This window comes from Clostridium sp. DFI.1.208 (assembly GCF_024463855.1).
Taxonomy (GTDB): Bacteria; Bacillota_I; Bacilli_A; order Erysipelotrichales; family Erysipelotrichaceae; genus Clostridium_AQ.
Map to the genome: position 1 here is coordinate 69,380 of NZ_JANGCA010000007.1, position 19,610 is coordinate 88,989.

At 42.0% G+C, this 19,610-nt stretch carries 18 protein-coding genes and 2 pseudogenes; 3 read left to right on the forward strand and 17 right to left on the reverse strand.

Translation table 11 applies throughout. The annotated features are described in order from the left end of the window. Position 1 precedes the first annotated feature (1 nt). The 10 genes and pseudogenes from NE665_RS05380 to NE665_RS05425 form a co-directional block, all read right to left on the reverse strand. Positions 2–1,480, reverse strand: coding sequence for an ABC transporter ATP-binding protein (locus tag NE665_RS05380; RefSeq protein WP_117442461.1), 1,479 nt, complete (start codon positions 1,478–1,480; stop codon positions 2–4). Positions 1,481–1,490: 10 nt separating this feature from the next. Beyond that, positions 1,491–2,192, reverse strand: coding sequence for an energy-coupling factor transporter transmembrane component T (locus tag NE665_RS05385; RefSeq protein ID WP_025654298.1), 702 nt, complete (start codon positions 2,190–2,192; stop codon positions 1,491–1,493). Next, positions 2,189–2,800 (reverse strand): MptD family putative ECF transporter S component, encoded by a 612-nt coding sequence (locus NE665_RS05390; RefSeq protein ID WP_025654297.1) that lies wholly within the window; start codon positions 2,798–2,800, stop codon positions 2,189–2,191. Before NE665_RS05390 ends, NE665_RS05385 begins: the two co-directional genes overlap by 4 nt. A gap of 133 nt (positions 2,801–2,933) precedes the next feature. Further along, positions 2,934–3,890: an AraC family transcriptional regulator gene (locus NE665_RS05395; protein WP_220431385.1), complete on the reverse strand. Its 957-nt coding sequence runs from the start codon at positions 3,888–3,890 to the stop codon at positions 2,934–2,936. Between the two features lie 218 nt (positions 3,891–4,108). After that, positions 4,109–4,915 carry a class I SAM-dependent methyltransferase gene (locus NE665_RS05400; RefSeq protein WP_055158881.1) on the reverse strand — a complete coding sequence of 269 codons (807 nt, stop codon included), beginning with the start codon at positions 4,913–4,915 and terminating at the stop codon, positions 4,109–4,111. A 24-nt stretch (positions 4,916–4,939) separates the two neighbouring features. Beyond that, complete coding sequence (locus NE665_RS05405) at positions 4,940–5,755, reverse strand: class I SAM-dependent methyltransferase (RefSeq protein ID WP_055158882.1); 816 nt, start codon at positions 5,753–5,755, stop codon at positions 4,940–4,942. 16 nt (positions 5,756–5,771) lie between these two features. Beyond that, entirely contained in the window at positions 5,772–7,505 is a 1,734-nt protein-coding gene (locus tag NE665_RS05410; RefSeq protein ID WP_117442463.1) for an ABC transporter ATP-binding protein, read from the reverse strand. 1 nt (position 7,506) lies between these two features. Then, positions 7,507–9,279, reverse strand: a complete 1,773-nt coding sequence (locus tag NE665_RS05415; RefSeq protein ID WP_117442464.1) for an ABC transporter ATP-binding protein — start codon at positions 9,277–9,279, stop codon at positions 7,507–7,509. A gap of 110 nt (positions 9,280–9,389) precedes the next feature. Then, positions 9,390–10,004: a TetR/AcrR family transcriptional regulator gene (locus NE665_RS05420; RefSeq protein WP_347285919.1), complete on the reverse strand. Its 615-nt coding sequence runs from the start codon at positions 10,002–10,004 to the stop codon at positions 9,390–9,392. Positions 10,005–10,306: 302 nt separating this feature from the next. Next, positions 10,307–10,570 (reverse strand): annotated as a pseudogene (locus NE665_RS05425) (hypothetical protein); the annotation flags it as partial. Positions 10,571–10,965: 395 nt separating this feature from the next. On the opposite strand from NE665_RS05425, the gene NE665_RS05430 reads away from it, so the two are divergent. The 3 genes from NE665_RS05430 to NE665_RS05440 are packed head-to-tail and all read left to right on the forward strand — an operon-like array spanning position 10,966 to position 13,746. After that, the gene (locus NE665_RS05430; RefSeq protein WP_117442466.1) at positions 10,966–12,027 is read left to right on the forward strand and encodes a response regulator; all 1,062 of its coding nucleotides are present in this window, start codon (positions 10,966–10,968) and stop codon (positions 12,025–12,027) included. Then, on the forward strand, positions 12,020–12,841 hold the full coding sequence (locus NE665_RS05435; protein ID WP_004611593.1) for an ABC transporter permease: 822 nt from the start codon (positions 12,020–12,022) through the stop codon (positions 12,839–12,841). Before NE665_RS05430 ends, NE665_RS05435 begins: the two co-directional genes overlap by 8 nt. A gap of 26 nt (positions 12,842–12,867) precedes the next feature. Beyond that, positions 12,868–13,746, forward strand: coding sequence for a HAMP domain-containing sensor histidine kinase (locus NE665_RS05440; RefSeq protein WP_004611592.1), 879 nt, complete (start codon positions 12,868–12,870; stop codon positions 13,744–13,746). 36 nt (positions 13,747–13,782) lie between these two features. Here the strand turns inward: NE665_RS05440 and NE665_RS05445 are convergent, their stop codons facing one another. From NE665_RS05445 to NE665_RS05475, 7 genes and pseudogenes are all read right to left on the reverse strand, one after another. Beyond that, entirely contained in the window at positions 13,783–14,136 is a 354-nt protein-coding gene (locus tag NE665_RS05445; protein ID WP_005361149.1) for a hypothetical protein, read from the reverse strand. A gap of 4 nt (positions 14,137–14,140) precedes the next feature. Then, positions 14,141–15,727: pseudogene (locus NE665_RS05450) on the reverse strand (SrtB-anchored collagen-binding adhesin); the annotation flags it as partial. A 618-nt stretch (positions 15,728–16,345) separates the two neighbouring features. Beyond that, positions 16,346–16,831 (reverse strand): NUDIX domain-containing protein, encoded by a 486-nt coding sequence (locus tag NE665_RS05455; protein WP_223385983.1) that lies wholly within the window; start codon positions 16,829–16,831, stop codon positions 16,346–16,348. 2 nt (positions 16,832–16,833) lie between these two features. Continuing rightward, positions 16,834–17,490: an HAD family phosphatase gene (locus NE665_RS05460; protein WP_005361145.1), complete on the reverse strand. Its 657-nt coding sequence runs from the start codon at positions 17,488–17,490 to the stop codon at positions 16,834–16,836. Further along, complete coding sequence (thiE, locus tag NE665_RS05465; RefSeq protein ID WP_117442467.1) at positions 17,480–18,121, reverse strand: thiamine phosphate synthase; 642 nt, start codon at positions 18,119–18,121, stop codon at positions 17,480–17,482. Before thiE ends, NE665_RS05460 begins: the two co-directional genes overlap by 11 nt. 11 nt (positions 18,122–18,132) lie before the next feature. Further along, on the reverse strand, positions 18,133–18,936 hold the full coding sequence (thiD, locus tag NE665_RS05470; RefSeq protein ID WP_055200142.1) for a bifunctional hydroxymethylpyrimidine kinase/phosphomethylpyrimidine kinase: 804 nt from the start codon (positions 18,934–18,936) through the stop codon (positions 18,133–18,135). Beyond that, positions 18,933–19,607, reverse strand: coding sequence for a TenA family protein (locus NE665_RS05475; protein WP_117442468.1), 675 nt, complete (start codon positions 19,605–19,607; stop codon positions 18,933–18,935). The genes thiD and NE665_RS05475 overlap by 4 nt, the downstream gene beginning before the upstream one ends. Positions 19,608–19,610: the final 3 nt, after the last annotated feature.

Below are 19,610 nucleotides of genomic sequence, written 5' to 3' on the forward strand. Positions count from 1 at the left end.
TCTAACCCTCCTTTTTGTCATATCCAATTTTGTCTAAAAGAAGCTCTGCGCCTCTGATTTGAAAATCATCGGTAATGCAGCCGTTCTCCAGGCGTATTGCCCGCTCACAGCAGGCAAGCGCACACTCCGCGTCATGGGTAATGACGATAATGGTGCGTCCCATCTTTGCCAGCTTGCGGATCATCCGGCTGACATTCCGCATATTCGTACCGTCCAGCCCGCTTGTCGGTTCGTCCAGTACGATGATCGGCGCTTCGTGCATCAGCGCCACGCCAAGGGCCAGCCGCTGCTTTTGCCCTCCTGACAGCGTGGAGGGATGCTGTTTGACAAACGGCATCAGTTCCAAGGCTTCCAAGATTTCTTCCGCTGCTTGTTTCCGCTCCGGGCTGACCTCTGCGCCGGTAGTCAGTTCATCCAGCAGGTCCTCACCGAAAAGCTGGCTGTCTAAATCCTGGGGAATGTACCAGACCTTTCCCAAGCGGCCTTTCGATCTACAATGCTTTCCGAACAAAACGACTTCGCCGGATTTCTCTTTCAATAGCCCTGCCAGGATTCGTCCTATGGTGCTTTTGCCCGTCCCGTTAGGGCCGATCAGGGCTACCACTTCTCCCTTGCGGCATTGAAAGTCAACATCCTTTGCCACAATCGTCTCACCAAAAGAGTGGTTCAGCTTTTTCACTTCCAGAACAACCTCGCTGGTTGCCGCAGACGGGATTTCTGCCTGCTCGATCTGGTGCAGGTCAGGAGTGCGAAGCCCCAGCGCCCGGATTTCCTCATTGGACAGGGCTTTCATCTGCTGCGCGGTAAATTCCCGCACAATTTTCCCTTTCTGCACACACAGGAAGCGGTCTGCCAGATCCATCAGATAGTAAAGCCGGTGTTCCGCTATAATGATGGTTTTTCCCTGCTGCTTCAAAGCGCGGATAATGTCTGCAAAGCGGTAGGTAGATGCAATATCCAGATTGGCGGACGGTTCATCCATGACATAGATTTCCGGGTCAATCGCCTCCGCAGACGCAATCGCAACTTTCTGGCGCATCCCATAAGACAGGCTGTGCAGACTGTGATCCAGAATGTCCTGAATTTTGATGTCTGCCGCTGCCCGGTGAACATGGTTCCGAATTTCCTCATGGGAATACCCATAGTTCTCACAGCCGAAAGCAATCTCACCAGCTACCTCATTGGCAAAAAACTGGCTCCTGGGGTCTTGAAATACATTCCCTGCGATTTTGCCGCGCTCCCAGGACGGAATCTCTTTCAGCGGTTTTCCGTCCACAAAAACCTCTCCGCTTAATTCCCCCTCGTAAAAGTAGGGGATCAGGCCGTTAATCACTCTCGTCAAAGAGCTTTTCCCGCTCCCTGATGGGCCGGTCATAACAATGACCTCCCCAGCGGCAATGTCTAACGATATGTGTTCCAGTTGATTTCCGTTCCCGCCATAGGAAAAGGTCAGGTCACGGATCATAATTTCTTTTCCCATTCCATTCCTCCTATAAAAGACAGCAGCACACGGCAGCTCCCACGCTGACAACAATCAAAAAGTAATCCAGCGCAGCGATCCGGCTGACATAGTAGCTTTCTTTCTTGTAGGGGCTTTCAATTCCCCTGACAATGGCAGAAGCGGCTAACTCGTCCGCGATCTTTAAGGAGCGGAACACCATCGGAACAATGGCGTATTCCAATGTGTCCATTGGATGCCTCAAAACATTGCCAACCGATTTTAAGAAGCCACGGATTTTCATGGCTTCCCTGACTTCTCCAAATTCATGCAGCACAGTCGGAGCAAAGCGGAGCATGACGATCAAAACAAGCATGATACGGGTGGGGATCGGCATTTTCCTCAAGCTGGCTGTCAGCTTCCCGGACGGGATTTTCGCCAGAAGATAGGCTGGCATAGCGGGCAGTAACAGCTTGTAAATCATGCTGAGTAGCAGCGGAGAGGGGATGCTGATCTGATATTTCGTCTCAATCATCAGCCATACAATCGCCACTAAATAGACCGCAAAGCATCCCAGGGCCTGTTTATATAAGCCGAACCAGCAAAGGATCAAAAAAATCCAAAAGGTAAAAATCCCATGCCCTAAAAAACTTGTTGCAAAAAAGGTCACGATACAGGCGCACAGCGTCAGGAAAAGAACTGTGCGCCCATCGATCCGGTCAATCCGTCTTTGCTTTTTTTCTTCGGCCATCATCCTACAATGCCCGCTTTTTGGAAATGCTTTCTGAGCAACCGCTGGCCGAACAATGTACCGAGGATGGCAAGAACCGCAGTAATGGCAATACCCAGAAGCATCAGTGCCGGAGAAGTCACCATAGAGAACTGCATATTCAGAGTATTTGCATCAAACCCGCTGCTTGCAGCCATTTCCTGATAGCTGTCCCACGCCCACCACAGCGGTACGGCGCAACCGACAAAGTTGCCGATGGCATTTACCGTCCAGCCGATCCGGTTGCGGACAGCATTGCGGTATGTATCCTTGCCAATCATGGTTAGCTCGGCAATGAGTGCTACCACCAGGAAATATGGAATCAGGAACATATAGCCCATGACGCCCTGAATTATCCCGTAGACTGCGGCCCACGCAAACAGAAGGCCATGTTTGTTGACGCGGTTTGCTGCAACCAGATAAAAGATTGCTCCAATAAAAGCATCAATACCGGCAGAACCGTACAGGTACACCACCGGAAAAGGCAGCGTAACGGAGCCGATAACCATTGCGACAAGGTAAGTAATTACCATCATTGCGGCAATCGTCATAATGTCACGAATGCCAAATTTTTTCTTCACCGTTTGTTCCATTTTAGAACCCTCCTTAAAAATAGAATGGCAGTATGGTTAGTGGTTGCTAACCATACTGCCATTCTACATCAGTTTGTTTTCCCTAACTACTCCAAAGGAAAAAACGAATCAGAAAAACAGCCCAAAAGTTAAATCACTTTTTTGCTTTGCGGTAATCCTTTGGAAGCATTCCAAACACTTCTTGAAAAGCCCTCGCAAACTTACTAATATTTGAATAACCAAGTTCACCAGCTATTTGAGTGATTGATTGATCTGTTTCCTGCAAATAAACAGCCGCAAGATTCATTTTATACTTTTTGATATGAGCATAGGGCGTATCACCATAAATCTGCTTGAAAATAGCTTGAAATGTGACCTTGCTCATTGGTTCTTTTCGCAGGAGTTCTTCTATGGATATTTTTTTGTCGAGGTTTTCTATAAGCTCTTGACGGATGCGTTTGATGATTTCAATTTGCTCTTTAGCATAATATGTTGCCTCATATTGATCTTCTATCCGCAGTTGTTTGATATGATAAAAGAGTTCCAATAATTTGATGCGGAAGTAATCTTGCCCTTCAACACCTTTTGCAGCGTACAATTCATCGAAGATATGTAACAACCGCTGTGGTGTCCGACATAAAAACCACTTTTTTTCTAATTCCAATTCTCGTCCGAGATTTAGAACATCAATGTTGTAGTACGAAAAAATTTGTTGTGTTTCCGCATCGACAGATTCCTTATCGATCACACAGCTTAATCCTACGCTATATCCAAAAGGAAACGAATAGGCTGCTGGAATATTAGCAAGGGCATTGATGCAAAATTCTCCCTCTTTCATGTGGAAAACTTTATTATTTCTTAGCTCAAACTCAACGCGTCCTTTTTGGTAATGACGGATTTCGATGATATTCTTATTAGGAATAGGCTCATGGAATGTATCTGAGCAGTTAAAATCCATAAAAATTAAGTCAATACCAGGGAAAAGAGTGTAGTCATAGAGACGACCTGTTCCATTACATTTATATTCGATTTGAACATAATCATTATATTTATCAGAAATTATAGCACATTCCCCGTACCATTCTGGTTTGTGGAGTTCACTCATGCTCATTTCCACCTCCCTATCAGTTGATATAAACTAATTATATAATAGTTTTTTAAGTAGTTTAGTTACCAATTAGAAAGAATCACTCTGTGCTTAATTTTTATTTGAGTAATACATCATCGCTCTAATTTATTGGAAAACAAATCATTGTAGAGTTGATTGTGGTAACATTTATTACATGTTATAACAAGATTTAACCTCTTTTCTTTTCCACGCAAAAGCATCTATAGTTTCAACTGTATCATCTTCACCATGCAGAACCGATCAGAAACCGCCATACTGACCTTCGTGGACATCTTTAAGCCGTTTTTAGGGATGTAACGATAGTATGGTTCATCCGCAATCACCTTTGCATTACCCCCGATCTTTGCCGCCAGTTCTTCCACTGCATCGACATAAAAGAACATCTGCGCATCGGCATGGCCTACCTGCCTCATGTACTTCTTTTGCATCATTGCCATGCCTTTTCTGTTCACGGTATCAAAAACAACTTCCATATTTCCAAATTGCCCAATCATACGCAGAAGGGCAATGACCTTATGTTCCTCAAAATAATGAAATAATCCGCCTGCAGTAACGAGAATAGGAGCATCAAGTACATCATTGCGAACTTTTTTGATCCAATCCTTTGCAAAGGCATCCCCGGAAATATATAATTCCCTCTCTGGTTCGGGAAGAAGATCTCGCCGGTATTCTATCACATGCGGTAGATCCACGGCATACCAGTGTGTCTTTCCGTTATCACATCGGTGATAGGTTGTCTCCAGACCACAGCCCAGCTGTACAATCACACCGTCCGGTCTGCGTTCCAGAAAAGCCCGAATAATCCGATCCATATTAGCAGACCGGGAAGCAGAGGCCAAAAGGGTATACTGGTTCTGCATATTCTGTTCAATCAAGTTTAACGGTAGCCTATTTTTCAATTCCAACGCCTTTTTATCATATAAAATTTGTGGGCAATGCTCAGCAGCATAAATTCTTCCCAGCATAGGGACAAACAGGGTGTCCTCCACGACTCCTAACTTGGACATAGCCAAACCTCCTGTTTTGATACATTACTTTCTGCCGACAAGCAGCCGGGAAGACCCCAGCATCATCATGGCAGCCCGACGGTGGGAGCCAAAAGCTTCCTGTGCAGTGTCAACGAGTCGTACTTCCTCATACCCCATATCTCGTAGTTTCTGCGCAAAACCTTCCATGTCACCGTACATCTTTGGTTTCATATCATCGTTGAGTGCAAAGACGCCGCCTTTTTTCAATACCCGCAGGCTTTCCAGCAGCAGTTTCTGCATATCAGCACCCATAACATTGTGATAGACATAGTTGCTGATGACTACATCAAAACTCTCATCAGGAAAATCCAGCTGCTTCGCATCACCGTGCTGAAATACACAGCGGGAAGCCACGCCCTCCCTGGCAGCATTCTTCTCGCAGAGTGCTTTGCTGTGATTATACACAGCGCCCCAGTAATCAACACCGATCACTTTTGCTTTCGGCCATGTCAGAGCTGAACGGATTGTCAATGCTCCGGAGCCGCAGCCTACTTCCAGAATCTTCCCCTCACCGTCATAGTCCAGATGAGAGAGAACGACTCGATGAACCTGTTCCATGATTCCGCCACCGCCAAAGGCATACTGCCGCCTGATCCATGTGATCCAGATCAGCAAAACCAAAAGTGCGATTGTGATAACAGTAAACAGAACACCAAGAACAGCGACATGTAATACATAAAAAGAGAGGACAGCCAGCACAGCGGCCAAAACTCCGATTCCGCCAATGATGTAAAAGACAGGGTTGGACATCCAGCTTCCATAGTCTTCTCCGTGGGTGCCAAGTCGGATATTTTCCTGCTTACAATGGTTCTTGTTCATTACATTTCCTCCTTCTTTACGCAAGTTTCCAATTCTGGCTTTCTGTCTGCAGTTTTACCATATGGGCATATACACCATTCTTTTCTTCCAGATCCTTTGGTGATCCTTCTTCTGCCACGGTGCCATCAGAAAGGACAACAATTTTATCTGCTCCTGCTACGGTACGCATCCTGTGGGCGATGACCAGAACAGTTTTATCTGCGATCAGACGGGAAAGGGCTGTCTGTATCAAAGTTTCATTCTCCACATCCAGGGAAGCAGTAGCTTCATCTAAAAGAATGATCGGCGCATTTTTCAGAAATGCACGGGCAATAGAGATACGCTGGCGCTCTCCGCCGGAAAGTTCACAGCCATTTTCCCCGATATTGGTATGCCATCCATCCGGCAGTTTTTCCGCAAATTCATCCACATTGGCAAGTTTCGCAGCAGCAAAGACCTGTTCATCTGTGGCGTCTTTGTTTCCGATTCGGATATTTTCCAGAATCGTATTGTCAAATAGTGTAACATCCTGGAATACGATGGAATACAGAGAAAGCAGTGTTTCCGGGTCAATTCGGGATACATCCATGCCTCCCACGGTAATCTTTCCTCTGTTAATATCCCAGAACCTTGCTGCCAGCCGGGATACGGTTGTTTTTCCGCCGCCAGATGGGCCGACCAAAGCCGTAACCTCTCCCTGTTTTGCCGTAAAGGAAACATCTTTCAATACGGTTTCTCCGGTATTGTAGGCAAACCCAACATGGTCAAAGACAATATCATACCCCTGATTGGAAAGCCTGTCGCTGCCCTGCTGGATCGGATGATCGAGAATTTCATTCATACGGGCAATGTTGGTTCGTGTACTGATGACTGCCGCAAGATTCTGGAGTGCGCCCTGCAGAGGGTCATATAAACGGGATACTACCAGAAGGAACATAAAGAATGTAAGCACGGAGAGGCTTCCTTGCATGAGCAGAACAGCTCCTGCCAGCGCAACCGTTGCAATACCAAGCTTCAGCACCAGCGATGCGGAAACCACAAAAACAGCAAGGCCGAATTCATTGAGGATGGAACGATGCTCCACGGCACGGATCTTCTTTTCCAGACCTTTTAAATATGCCTGCTCCGCGTTGTTCGCTTTCAGGTCACGAACCGTTTCAATGCACTCCTGTATCCCGTCTGCGCAGGCCATCTTCACATCCATCGCTTTCTGATTCAGATTTTCCTGAATCTTTGCGGAAAATCCCACAATCGCAAAGGCAACCGGCAGAACCCATAAGGCAGCCAGTGCCATTCTCCAGTCCGTAAAGAGCAGACCGATAGAAATCAGAACCGTAGAAATGATCGAACCCGCAAGCTCAGGGATAAAATGCGAAAAACTCTGCTCCAGGAAGGTGCAATCCGCCATAATGGTACTGGTAAGATCGGCTAAATCCTTTTTTCCGAAAAAGGAAAGGGGGATTTTGCGCAGATGCTCTGCAAGGGTAATGCGGCGGATACCGCTTTCTTTGTAAGTGGCAAAATAGGTCGCATTGTATTGAAAGAAAGTGGTCAGCAGAATCAAGCCGATACACACCACGCAGCCTGCCACATAAAATGGAATTTTCCCACCGGGAACACCCCCGTTCATCAGATCGCTGACCAGGTAATATAAAAGTCCCACCGGAAACATAAAAGACAGATTCTGAAGGACACAGGCCAGGCAGCCTTTGATCAGGTCTTTTGCTCCCTGTTCAGACAGGGCATATTTTTTCTGCAGTTTTTTGATCATATCACTGCACCTCCTTTGTTACCTTCCATTGCACGGAAGTCTGGTAATTTTTCCACATACGGCTGAAAATGCCGTCTTTTGCAAGCAATTCACGACTGTTCCCGCACTCGGCAACCTGTCCGTCCTGAATGACAAAAATCTGATCCACATTTGTTACGGTAGAAAGCCTGTGGGCAATCATAATCACTGTCTTTCCCTCGGAAAGTTTTGAGAAAGCAGCCTGTACACGGCTTTCGTTATCCGGGTCAGCAAAGGCAGTGGCTTCATCCAGAATAATAATCGGAGCATTTTTCAGCATCACACGGGCAATGGCAATTCGTTGCTGCTCTCCACCGGAAAGATAGACCCCCTTTGTACCGATGACCGTATCCACACCCTGTGGGAGTTTTTCCAGAATATCATCGCATTGCGCGTGATGAAGGGCAGTCAGAACTTCCTCACGGGTAGCTTCCGGTTTTCCCATACGCACATTTTCCAGAATGGACGCCTTGATGAGACGGCTGTTCTGAAATACGAAAGACACCGTGTTCATGAGTTCCTCTTTTGGGATGTCTTTCACATTAACACCACCGATTTTTACCATTCCGCTCTGGGGATCAAAGAATCGGGAAATTAGGTTGGCAAGGGTTGTCTTACCACCGCCGGACGAGCCTACAAAAGCTACCGTCTGCCCTGCAGGAATGGTCAGTGAAATATCTTTTAATACTTCTTTTTCTCCATCATAGCTGAAATGAACCGATTTCAGTTCCACGGAAGCGTTTTGAGGATGCTTTGGATGTTTCGTTTCCTCCAGAGGCTTCAAATTCAAAACACTGTCAATTCTCTGTAAAGCGTCGTCTACGATCATGGCGTTTTCACTTTGGAACATAATGCGTGTCAGTGTGACAGAAATAACCGGCGTAATAATGATATAGAAAATGAGATCCAGTAAGAAACCGGAAGTCACACCGTCTTGTGTAAGCAACAGTCCTCCGGCGATCAGTGTGGCAAAAACTCCGTTGATCGCAGCTGTATAGAACATCATCGGTGTCCGAAGCTGCTTGGTATAAGCAATCACCCATACTTTATACCGGTCAATGGAGTCTTTAAACTTCTTAAAGGAAAAGATCGTCTGGCCAAAGGTTTTTACCACCGGAATCCCACGGACATACTCTACCGCTTCGTTGGACATATCATCCAGCGCATTCTGGTATTCTTTCATCTTTTCCTGCATCTGCTTTCCGGTCATTGTCATCATGATCAGAAATCCCAGCACAACCGGAACAAGGCTCAACAGTCCCAGTCTCCAGTCAAATGCAAACAACAGCACCAAAAGACCACAGGGGGTTGCAATGGCATTGGCTCTGTCGGGAAGCTGATGAGCGAGATAGGTTTCAGTGGCTGCGCTGGATTCGTTGACGATCTTGCGCAGTTTTCCGCTGCCAAAACTTTCGGTAAAACCTAAGGGAAGTCTGACAATATGTTCCATGGTCTGGATACGCAGGTTTGTGGCGATACGAAATGCCCCTAAATGGGAACACATCAGCCCTGCTATGTAGACAAGCACCGCTATAACCGCAAACAATACTGCCATCCAGCCATTACCGGTCAGGTTCTGTGCCTGGCCAAAATTCGGCGCCACCTCCAGTACTTCCTTGATCATTTTCCAGATGTAATAGAAGGGTACCAGAGCAATCAGGGCACTGATTGCAGAAAGCACCCAAGAAGCATAGGTCAGGTACTTATGGCTGCCTGCAATTTCCAGCAGGCGTGATAAATTGGATTGTTTTTTCAAAAAAATTCCTCCTTTTCTTTGTGTTTATGATAAAGAGAACACGTCTATGTTCTTACAATATCCGAATTCGAGTTAGCTCTAGCTAACTATTAAGTAAAAATTATAAGGCATTACTGCCCCATAATTTTCATCCATCCCGCTGTATAAAAGGTGCGCATTTCTCTGACGTAGTTTTCGGCATCTTTGAGCGGCATTTCGTGGATGATCAATTCAAAAAAAGTATGAAACATTCCGGTGATCAGAATATGCTCCAGCGAAGGATCGATACGTGGAGAGGGCCTTCCAAGTCTCCTTAAAACATTCTGATAGGCATGGGTTCCATTTGTTTCAATTTCTACCATTTCATCAATAAACTCTGCAAATTTTGTTCCTTCCGAGCAGCAGAGAAGCAGTTTACATTCCTCTAAATGTTCATACGCATAATGAAGAATATCATCCATGCAAAGCCCCGAAATATCACTCATGACTTCCGGCTGCTGTACAGCAGGAAGCTCGGCAAACTCCTGTTGCGCCTTTATAAAACGGTTGAGAATATATTCGTAATGCTCACTAACGATGGCTTCAAAGAGTTCTTCTTTGCTTTTATAGTAACCGTAAAAAGCACCGGTGGTCATTCCCACGGATTTCACAATATTTCGTAGGGAAGCGTCTTTGTATCCTTTTTCTAAAAATTCCGCTTTCGCTGCCCGGTGGATACGTTCTAAAGTAGTCTGACTTTCTTTGATTCTGTTCACCTCCATAACACTGTTATATATCACTGTTATATTATATGATGTGCAGTGAGTTTTGTCAAGAATCTGTTCCTATTTTACAAGTTCGCAAGCAATGCAATCTTACGTAAGATTGCGTATTTAGCAGAAATCCCGTTTCCGGAATTCCTGCTAATGCTTGTTGGTGACATATCCCCAAACCCCTGAGATCATTGCCGGTGGCAATGGCTGCGCGTTCCGTTGGAACGCTGAAAACCAAAAGCAGACAAATCTTATTGACGGGATTTTTCTGTGCTGCGCTGCGGTTGTGCTGATTGTAGTTTACGCAAGGCTTCTGCCAATTCATCATCATAAACACGAATATCGTAACCGCATACATTGAAAATCGTATAGTCCGTTTCATAATCGTCCCAGACAGCCAGATTTTCTACAACGATTTCTGGGAGTTCGCAAAAGAGCGTTTCTTTCTCTTGTCGTCGTTTTAATTTCTGCTGGTAGTCCTTAACAACATGACGGACAACTTTCTTCAAACAACTTTCAAAACGGCATTGAACTGTTTTCTGGAAGTCAGACGGTTTCATCAATCTCACCCCCTTTCCGCTATGACGTGAAAAGTGGTTCTCCCTCTTTCCGCACCATATAGGGAACGGCAGGTGTGATTTGTTAAGTTGAGAACTCAAAAAATCCAAAATTTTTCCAGAATGAAAAAAGCCCGCACAAAACAGACTGTTTGCACGAGCGAATGAATTTATATATCTAATTAACGATTTTATTGATTGCTTTTTCCATTTATAGCCGATAGATTTCTTTAAAACATTCCATGAAACATACTCCTTGATTTACACATCAAAATTATTTTCCAAAATCATAAAGTATATTTCTAAATAATTTCTAAATGTACCATAGACTTCTTTGTTTGATGTGGATAGCATAAAAACCTTATGATACAATATCTAATTAAAGGAGATGAAATCACATGAATAAAATTGCTATTATTGAAGATGATATAGACATTTGCAATATGATTGCAAAATTCTTAGAAAATAATAAATATATCGTTCATTATGCCTTGAATGGTGCAGAGGGAATAGAATTATGTAAATCGCTTGTTCCAGATTTAATAATACTTGATATTATGTTACCGAAGTTAAATGGAAATGATGTATTACAGAGATTGCGTAAATTTACAAACGCTCCTGTCATTGTTGTTTCCGCCAAAACAATGGTACAGACAAAAATAGATTTATTAAAATTAGGTGCTGATGATTATATGACTAAGCCGTTTGACCTGCATGAGCTTCTTGCTCGTATTGAAGCAAATTTGAAAAGGACTTCAAATACGTCCTGTCAAAATGATACTTTGACATATAGAGATATTGAAATCAATAACTCTCTAGTTTCTCAAAATTTGGAAGTACAAAGAATACAACGAGGTATTCCAAATAAAAAATGTATTACCGATACTCTAGAGTTGATAGGCTTATCCAATGCTGGTAAAAAAAGAGTAGCAAACTTTTCTTTAGGAATGAAACAAAGGCTTGCTTTAGGCGTTGCATTATTAGGCGAGCCAGAATTTTTGATTTTGGACGAACCCGTCAACGGACTTGACCCAACAGGAATTATTGAATTAAGAGAACTTCTTAAAAAATTAGTAAAAGAACGAGAGGTAACGATTTTAATATCCAGCCATATATTAAGTGAATTACATCAGCTTGCTACCTGTTACGGATTTCTTCATAAAGGAGAACTTTTGAAACAAATTTCTACCGAAGAATTAAACGAAGAATGTAAACGCCATATTTGTTTAAGGACAGATAATATCCAAAAAACCACTCTTTTATTAGAGCAAAAGGGAAATATTAACAATTACTCCGTTTACCCCGATAATTCTATTCGGATATACGAGTGCTTAGATAATGTAAGAATGATTTCTAAATTACTATCCAGTAATGGAGTTATTATTGATGAAATTTCTGTGCAAGGAGAAAATTTGGAAACATACTTTGAAAATCTAATAGGGGGACGAAAAAATGTTTAATCAAATAAGAGCAGAATTTTATAAGTTATTTCATACAAAGGCATTGTACTTAACCTTTGCTTTGATTTTAGCAGTCTTTGGAATTTTCTCCATAGGCGGTCAGCAACAATTTGTGGCATCAAGTTCAAGTTTAGACGAAACATGGAAAATAGGAGAAACTGTTGGATTTCTTGCTCGTGCTTATAGCGATACAGCACACCCATTGATTGAAGAAATAATAAGGACAGCCACATCTTATACTGTATTTTTCTGGCTGATTGTTCTTATATTTTCTGTCATTTTCTTTTCAAGAGAATATACGGATTCAACAATTAAAATTGCAATCGCAAGCGGACAAAGCCGAATTAAGTTTTTTGTTGCGAAATATATTGTGATTTCGATTACCAGTATATTTCTATACTTTTCATTTATTATGATTGCATTTATAATAGAATGTGCGAAATTTAATATTCCAATACAACTGTTTCCAATGCTAAAAATTGCAGGACTAAATTGTATGATTATGGGAGCATTTATCGGAATTACACTTATGTTATGTGTAATATTCAAACATACGGCAATCGTTGTAGGTGCTATGTCATTGTTTACATTTAGCGGACCGCTTATCTATATGATGACATGGGATAATATGTCAACTCAATCATGGAGAGTTCTAACCTATTTAAAAATAAATCCTATGTATTACTGGATGAATACCTGTTCTTATAATATGATAAATAATTTAGAAATCAATATTTTGATTTATTTCGTGGGAACTGTAATTATTACATTTCTTGTTTCAGCATTGATACTAAGAAAGCAAGAAATACGCTAATCATAACAGAAAGGGGAAATGCGAATATGTTATATTTCTTATTGATTTGCTTTATTTTCATATTAGCATTTTCCTTATTCTCTATTATCAGAACAATTCGCAACATAAATAAGCAAATAAAGCAACAACGGAAAATACGAGTATCTTTATCAAATAGGGACATTGAAGAATTAGCTTATGCAATCAATCAAAAAGATAATCTACATAAAAAATTACAGGTTCAAATTAAGCAGGAAGAAGAACAGTTAAAACAGTCTATATCTAATATAAGCCACGATTTAAGAACACCTTTGACATCTATACAAGGCTATTTAACACTTCTGCAAGAATGTGAAGATAAACAGGAACAAGGACAATGCATTAAAATCATTAAGGCAAAAACAGATTATCTCACGGATTTAGTACAAGAGTTTTATGATTTATCTGTGATAGAAAATGAGCAAGTTGATGTTGAATGTGAGCGTGTTGACATAAATAGAATTGTTACAGATTGCTTAATTGAAAAGTATTATGAATTTGGAGAAATCCAACCAACCATTCAAACAGAAAATACTCCTGTATGGATATACGGAAATAACCTTATCTGTAAACGAATTATTGAAAATTTAATTGTAAATGCACTTCGTTATTCAGATAATTACATTGAAGTTTCTATCAATCAAAAAGGAGTGTTCACAATTAAAAATTCAACAAAATCCCTTGATGATATTGATGTAAACTTATTATTTAACAAGTTTTATACTGTTGATAAATCACGCACCAAAGGAAGTTCTGGTCTAGGCTTGTATATTGTAAAGGAATTGCTGAAAAAGATTGACGGTAAAATTGAAAATGTAAGTTACGAAAAAAATATTTTGTCTATTAGCATTTGTTTTCCCTTGTATAATGATAAAAAGTTACTGTGATCAGAACATCTGAATACAGTAACTTTTTTAGTAGCTTTAACTCTCTTTTATAAGTTTTTCAAAATATTCTCTTTTCTTCTCTGGAAGTTGATTTAAAAATTCTTCCAGCCATTTTTCTTCTTCTTCTAAAATTCCCTCGTCCTCATAATACTCTGGATATTCCAAATATATTTCATGTTCTCTTTCTTCTCGTTCTTCGTCAGCTTGTGCTAAGTCCATATATTTTCCAATAAGGAATTGAAGATATTGACTATACCCAAGAGAACTAACTAAATAAGTAATTCGTTCATAGTCTTTCAATGTCATTTCTTTTTTTCCAGTTAAAAGGTCATGGTCGTAAGAAGAACAAACTTCTAAAAATTCCTGTTCCTGCGTTTCTGCTTTTTTCATTGTTCATACGGAATTTTCCATAAGGTAAGAGGTCAGCAGAAGTAGAAGCGATACCCTCAATATCGGTACGAATTATCTTTACCACTTCATTTTTCTTGTATAACTTGCCCTCAACCAATACCGCATTATCATTTAAGGAAATGATGTCAAAGGCAGTATCTTTCAAAGTAGCACTTCCTTGTGGCTTTGTATCGCCCGTTTCTAAATCTCGTTTCTGAATTTTGACACCGCCACGGATAACCTTGTCTGATACGGAAAACTGGTTACTTCCAGTAAGTACGGCAAGGTCGCCGTCCTCTGTAATTTGTGTAAGGTATAAGCCCTTAATCTGTTCGGACTTATCGCCAGCCTGCATATATGCACCGTCCAGCAAGTAACCGTTTGGAGCTTTTGTTTCTTCTACGGTTAGTGTTCCAAGTGGAAGAACTGCCTTGCCGTCCTGCATATAGAAACTGTCGCCAGATACTTTGTATGTGTCCGCTAATTTTGTAACATAATGGATTGTACCGTCGCTGTCTGTTTCGGCGATTGTCTTTGTAACCCATGTTCTTGTAGCTTCGGCAGGGAGATTGTCTTTATTGTAGAAGCCAGTATAATACTTCCATGTAAATTCCGCACCTGCTAAAGAAGCGTTCCCCTGCGGATTGTCTTTCTGTGTTTCCATATCAATCTTGAAGAGTTCAATCAAAGTGTCTGTTACCTTTGGTGTATCTGATACGTTCAAGGTCGCTGTCTTTCCAGCTTCAACCTTTAAGGAATATATATTTGTATCAACCTTATATCCTGCTGGTGCGGATAATTCCTTGATATAGACTGTGTCAGCCTTTACCTCTACGACATCTGTATTTCCGTTTTCATCAGTCGTAAGGGTGGCAAGCTGTTTCGTGCAGTCCTTATCAGCAAAGACACCGTATGTCGCACCAGCGATAGAGTAATTCCCGTTACCGTCTGTAATGCTGGTATTACTGGAAGTCTTTTGAAGTTTCGCATTTCCAACATTGAGTTTCGCCCAGAATTGTCCCAATTCCTGCCCCTCGCCAGAGTAGATATAACCGCCACATTCATAGCGTCCTTTATTCTCTTTGACAAAGGCTCTTGCACCAGAGAAAACTTCGTCCTGCGTAGCTTTTGGAATTTCATCATAAGAAGCTCGCACGTTGTCGCACTGCCAGCCAAGATGTACGCTCAATCTCTGCCAGACCACACATTGTTCCAACAGATAGACTTGCTTGTAGTTCAATTCCTTGTGAGTTTCGCCATACTGTTTGACATACTCTAAGGATAACGCCACATCTGAAATCTGGTTGGCACTCATACGTGAGCTTGCGTCAGCTCTGGTCTTGTAACCATTCTTAAAATCTGTATTGATGTCGATACAATAGGCAGTTTCGCCCTCGACTTTCATATAGCCCTCATTGAATGTCGAACCGATAGAACCGTCATTCATTACTTTTTCAATGATACCGACACGCTCTGCACTTTCCGTCCAGTATTGCTTACTTTCTGCATGGACGGGTGTAGTCGGTAAAGCAGTAACGACAGTTGCAAGAGCTAAGAAGCCCGTACACAATCGTTTTAACATCTTTTTCATAAAATCTAATGCTCCTTTCATTTTGGGTATAAAAATAGACGCTCATTTCTGAACGTCTACATTATTGAAAGGCTTGTCCTCTCACACATATTCTATTTTAATAGGTACAACAGTTGCCTTTCTCCTTGTATTTTCGTTGTTTTCATCACTTGCGTTATCTACAACCTCCATGTGGTGGGGAAGAAATCTCTAATAGATATTCCACATTGGCCCGAACATTATGAAGTTCTTTCATATCATTTTTGGCCTGCTTATAGGCAGAATAGGCTTTCCGTTTTTGTTCCAGAAGATCGGTGTATTCCTCTCGGAGAGATTTGACAGAGGGGAGCTTTTTGATTCCCAGTTCGTCAAAATGATTCTTCGCTGTCTGGTGCAGTAAGATTTCCGCCTCATGTGCAACACGGAATTAAAAGGCTGAGCGCCAGCGGAAAAGATACCTCCTGTCTACGCATTTAGGGCGTTAAAAGTCCACGGAAATCAAGGGTTTTTCCGCATGGCCGGCAGGCAGGTGGATAAAGTTATCCTGTTCCCCGCAAAACGGGGTTCTAAATGCGGGAAAAAGGACAAAAAAGAAGCGCCAGATGCAGAGGCTTTGATACCTCTGCGCCCGGCGCTTTTTCAGCCTATTAGCTGATCTACATAGGTAATTAGAGGGTGCAGATGTTTCAGGCGAAACATCTCAAATAACTTATCTGGATTTACCCATTGAACATCCACAACTTCTGTTTCCTGTAAACGCATTTCTTCAATCTTTATATCCTTATGAAATAGCCAAACATCGTAAAAATCCTGCACATTTTCCCGTCTGCTCTGATAAATCAATTTTTCACTTCCGGGAGTAAGCAGTATTCCTAATTCTTCTTTTACCTCTCGGATTGCTCCTTGTAAACTGGTTTCCCCGGAAAGTACAGAACCACCCGTACATTCCCAATAAAGAGGGTATTGCTTTTTCGGATGCCGCTGTGATAAAAGATACTGCCCCTGCTGGTTGACGATCCATACACTCACAGATAAATGATACAGCCCTTTGGGTATGATTTCTCCACGGCACACTGTTATTCCAGACTTTTCCCGTTTTGCATTATATAAATCCCATTTTTCCATTTTCATACCTCTTTGTGTGGGATCGGTGCTTGCCGAAAATCAAGTAAGTAAATATCCGCAATCCTTTCTATTTCTGTACGCTGATCTGCGGAATACTTATCATAAATCCCGCCTGCTAACATACGGGCTGCCTTTGCGCTTTTAATTGCTGGAAGCACATCATCAAACACAATACAGTGTTCAGGTGCAACCCCTAATTTTCTTGCGGCCAATTCAAAGACATCCGAATATTCTTTTCCCCGCTGAACCTCATCTGTTGAACATAGAGCGTCAAATAATTCTAAAATAGAATTGTTCTTTAAGCATGGAATATAGAGCTTTTCCGGCAACCCCGTAGCAACTGCAAGTTTTATTCCATGTTCTTTTAAGCGCAGAAGATAATCAAGGGCATGGGGCAGCAGACCGACATGGTTACTGTATTCCTCGACCGCCATATTATTCCATTCCTCAATAATTCCCTCTACCGTTTCCTGCAATCCAAAAAGATCAATGGTATATTGTGCGGCTTCCTCAAAACTCCTTGCACATATTTCAGTTACATAATTTTCCGGGACAGGAAGATTTCTCTTTTTCAAAAACTGAATATCTATATGCTCCCATACATCCATTGAATCCAGAATTGTTCCATCTAAATCAAAGATTGCCGCATTAAAATCCATGTTTCTTTTCCTTTCTGCAAAATAAATCTTTCAGTTCCGCAGCAGCAGCTTTTATATCGGACTGCGCTATGATGGCAGATACAACAGCCAGCCCGTCAATTCCCATGGGCTTGAAACGCCCTGTATTTCCTTTATTGATACCGCCAATAACAACGATCGGCAAAGAAACGGCTGTGCGGATTTTCTGTAATTCCTCCATTGATACAGAATCAGCGTCGGTTTTAGTTCCAGTAGGGAACATTGCGCCAACTCCCAAATAATCTGCACCATCCTGTTGTGCCTGTATTGCTTCTGCAATGGAAGATGCAGATACTCCCAACAGCATATTTTCCCCAATTACTTTGCGGACGGCAGCCGCAGGTAAATCATGCTGTCCAATATGTACCCCCGTAGCCTGCACAGCCATTGCAATATCTATCCGGTCGTTTATGATAAGGGGAATATGGTATTTATCCGTAACCTGTTTCACGGCAACAGCCTGATTGTAAAATTCTAATGAGGACAATTCTTTTTCTCGGAGTTGTATCATTGTGCAGCCTCCTAAAATTGCCTGTTCTACCGCTTCTGTCAGGCTATCGCAGCTCATTAGTTGACGATCAGTAACAAGATAAAGTGTATAATCAAAGTTCATTTTGCACCTGCCTATTCTTTAGATAAACCATGCTGATACAATTCGTAGAAATGGTGCGTTGGGCCACAGCCTTTTCCAATCGCAAGAGAGTGTTCGATTGCCATTGTGACATAAGCCTTTGCAGATTCGACTGCAAGCGGAACACTTTTTCCCTTTGCAAGCTGGGAAGCGATTGCAGAAGAAAAGGTACAGCCTGTCCCATGAGTATTTTTCGTATCAATGCGGGATGTTTCAAAATGGTAGAAATTTTCTCCATTAAATAGGACATCAACAGCATTTCCTATATGATGTCCACCCTTGACAACAATCGCCTTACAACCCATGGCATATATTTTTCTTGCGGCAGCCTCCATATCTGAAACTGTGGAAATCTGCATATCTGCTATTTTCTCTGCCTCTGGAATATTCGGAGTAAGTACATCGGCCAGTGGAATTACTGTGTCTATCAAGGTGGAAACCGCCGTAGGATTCATCAATGGGCAGCCATTTTTGGCATACATAACCGGGTCGATTACGACATTTTGGGGCTTATATTGTAATAGTTTCTTTGCCACCGCTTTCATACATTCTGGTGTAGAAAGCATACCGATTTTTACTGCGTCCACTTCAATATCTTCAAATACGGCGTCAATCTGTTTTTCAATCATATCCGGGGTAATATCTTGGATGTCGATAACACGGCTGGTGTTCTCTGCAACAACAGAAACAATAACACTCATTCCAAATACACCGTGAGCAGAAAAAGTTTTCAAATCAGCCTGAATACCTGCACCTCCGCTGCAATCTGATCCGGCAATGGACAATACTTTTTTCATTTTGCATTTTCCTCCATTCTCTCGTTCCGATAGGCCATCTTCCAAAAAGCAAGCTCTAACAAACTTGCTTTTTCAAAAATATCAGCCAGATACTTTTTATTTGCTACTGATAACCCGGCACATTTATGCTCTGCAAAAGCAGACCATTCTTTGCAGCTTTCTGCATATTGTTCATCCGCATAATCTTTGATAAAGTCCCAATATCTTGATTCTCTGCTTGTGGGGACAGACGCCAGTTTGCGGAATATATAGCTGTAACTTAACATACAGGGAAGAACCGCCATTAAAATTTCTTCATTCTTTCCATGTGACGCAATCTCAAACATGAAATCAATGTAATTTTGATTTTCAGGCAGAGGAGCGATCAGTTCAATATCATTATCCGTCATGCAAAATTGCTTTAGATAATCCAGACGCACTTCTGATTCCGTATCATTTACAAAATTCAGCATGGAATAGTAAAGCTGAATTTCTCTTAATGTATCAGCATGAAAAATTGCCTTGCCGTATATACGGGCATAGTTTTTCAGATAGATACTATCCTGAATCATATATCTCTTGAACTTTTCAAGAGGTAGCTTTCCAGTTTGCACTTCCTGCACAAATGGGGTAGCTGCACATTCTTCCCAAATGGGGATGTTGCGGGTTAAAATGTCTTTCATAAATGCCATGTT

What these genes read in the sequence shown, in the direction of transcription:
- NE665_RS05435 (WP_004611593.1), top strand. Translation starts at nt 12,020, where the DNA reads ATGTTTAATCAAATAAGAGCAGAATTTTATAAGTTATTTCATACAAAG.
- NE665_RS05380 (WP_117442461.1), bottom strand. Translation starts at nt 1,480, where the DNA reads ATGGGAAAAGAAATTATGATCCGTGACCTGACCTTTTCCTATGGCGGG.
- NE665_RS05455 (WP_223385983.1), bottom strand. Translation starts at nt 16,831, where the DNA reads ATGGAAAAATGGGATTTATATAATGCAAAACGGGAAAAGTCTGGAATA.
- NE665_RS05445 (WP_005361149.1), bottom strand. Translation starts at nt 14,136, where the DNA reads ATGAAAAAAGCAGAAACGCAGGAACAGGAATTTTTAGAAGTTTGTTCT.
- NE665_RS05405 (WP_055158882.1), bottom strand. Translation starts at nt 5,755, where the DNA reads ATGAACAAGAACCATTGTAAGCAGGAAAATATCCGACTTGGCACCCAC.
- NE665_RS05390 (WP_025654297.1), bottom strand. Translation starts at nt 2,800, where the DNA reads ATGGAACAAACGGTGAAGAAAAAATTTGGCATTCGTGACATTATGACG.
- NE665_RS05475 (WP_117442468.1), bottom strand. Translation starts at nt 19,607, where the DNA reads ATGGCATTTATGAAAGACATTTTAACCCGCAACATCCCCATTTGGGAA.
- thiD (WP_055200142.1), bottom strand. Translation starts at nt 18,936, where the DNA reads ATGAAAAAAGTATTGTCCATTGCCGGATCAGATTGCAGCGGAGGTGCA.
- NE665_RS05385 (WP_025654298.1), bottom strand. Translation starts at nt 2,192, where the DNA reads ATGATGGCCGAAGAAAAAAAGCAAAGACGGATTGACCGGATCGATGGG.
- NE665_RS05410 (WP_117442463.1), bottom strand. Translation starts at nt 7,505, where the DNA reads ATGATCAAAAAACTGCAGAAAAAATATGCCCTGTCTGAACAGGGAGCA.
- NE665_RS05460 (WP_005361145.1), bottom strand. Translation starts at nt 17,490, where the DNA reads ATGGATTTTAATGCGGCAATCTTTGATTTAGATGGAACAATTCTGGAT.
- NE665_RS05395 (WP_220431385.1), bottom strand. Translation starts at nt 3,890, where the DNA reads ATGAGCATGAGTGAACTCCACAAACCAGAATGGTACGGGGAATGTGCT.
- NE665_RS05400 (WP_055158881.1), bottom strand. Translation starts at nt 4,915, where the DNA reads ATGTCCAAGTTAGGAGTCGTGGAGGACACCCTGTTTGTCCCTATGCTG.
- NE665_RS05440 (WP_004611592.1), top strand. Translation starts at nt 12,868, where the DNA reads ATGTTATATTTCTTATTGATTTGCTTTATTTTCATATTAGCATTTTCC.
- thiE (WP_117442467.1), bottom strand. Translation starts at nt 18,121, where the DNA reads ATGAACTTTGATTATACACTTTATCTTGTTACTGATCGTCAACTAATG.
- NE665_RS05430 (WP_117442466.1), top strand. Translation starts at nt 10,966, where the DNA reads ATGAATAAAATTGCTATTATTGAAGATGATATAGACATTTGCAATATG.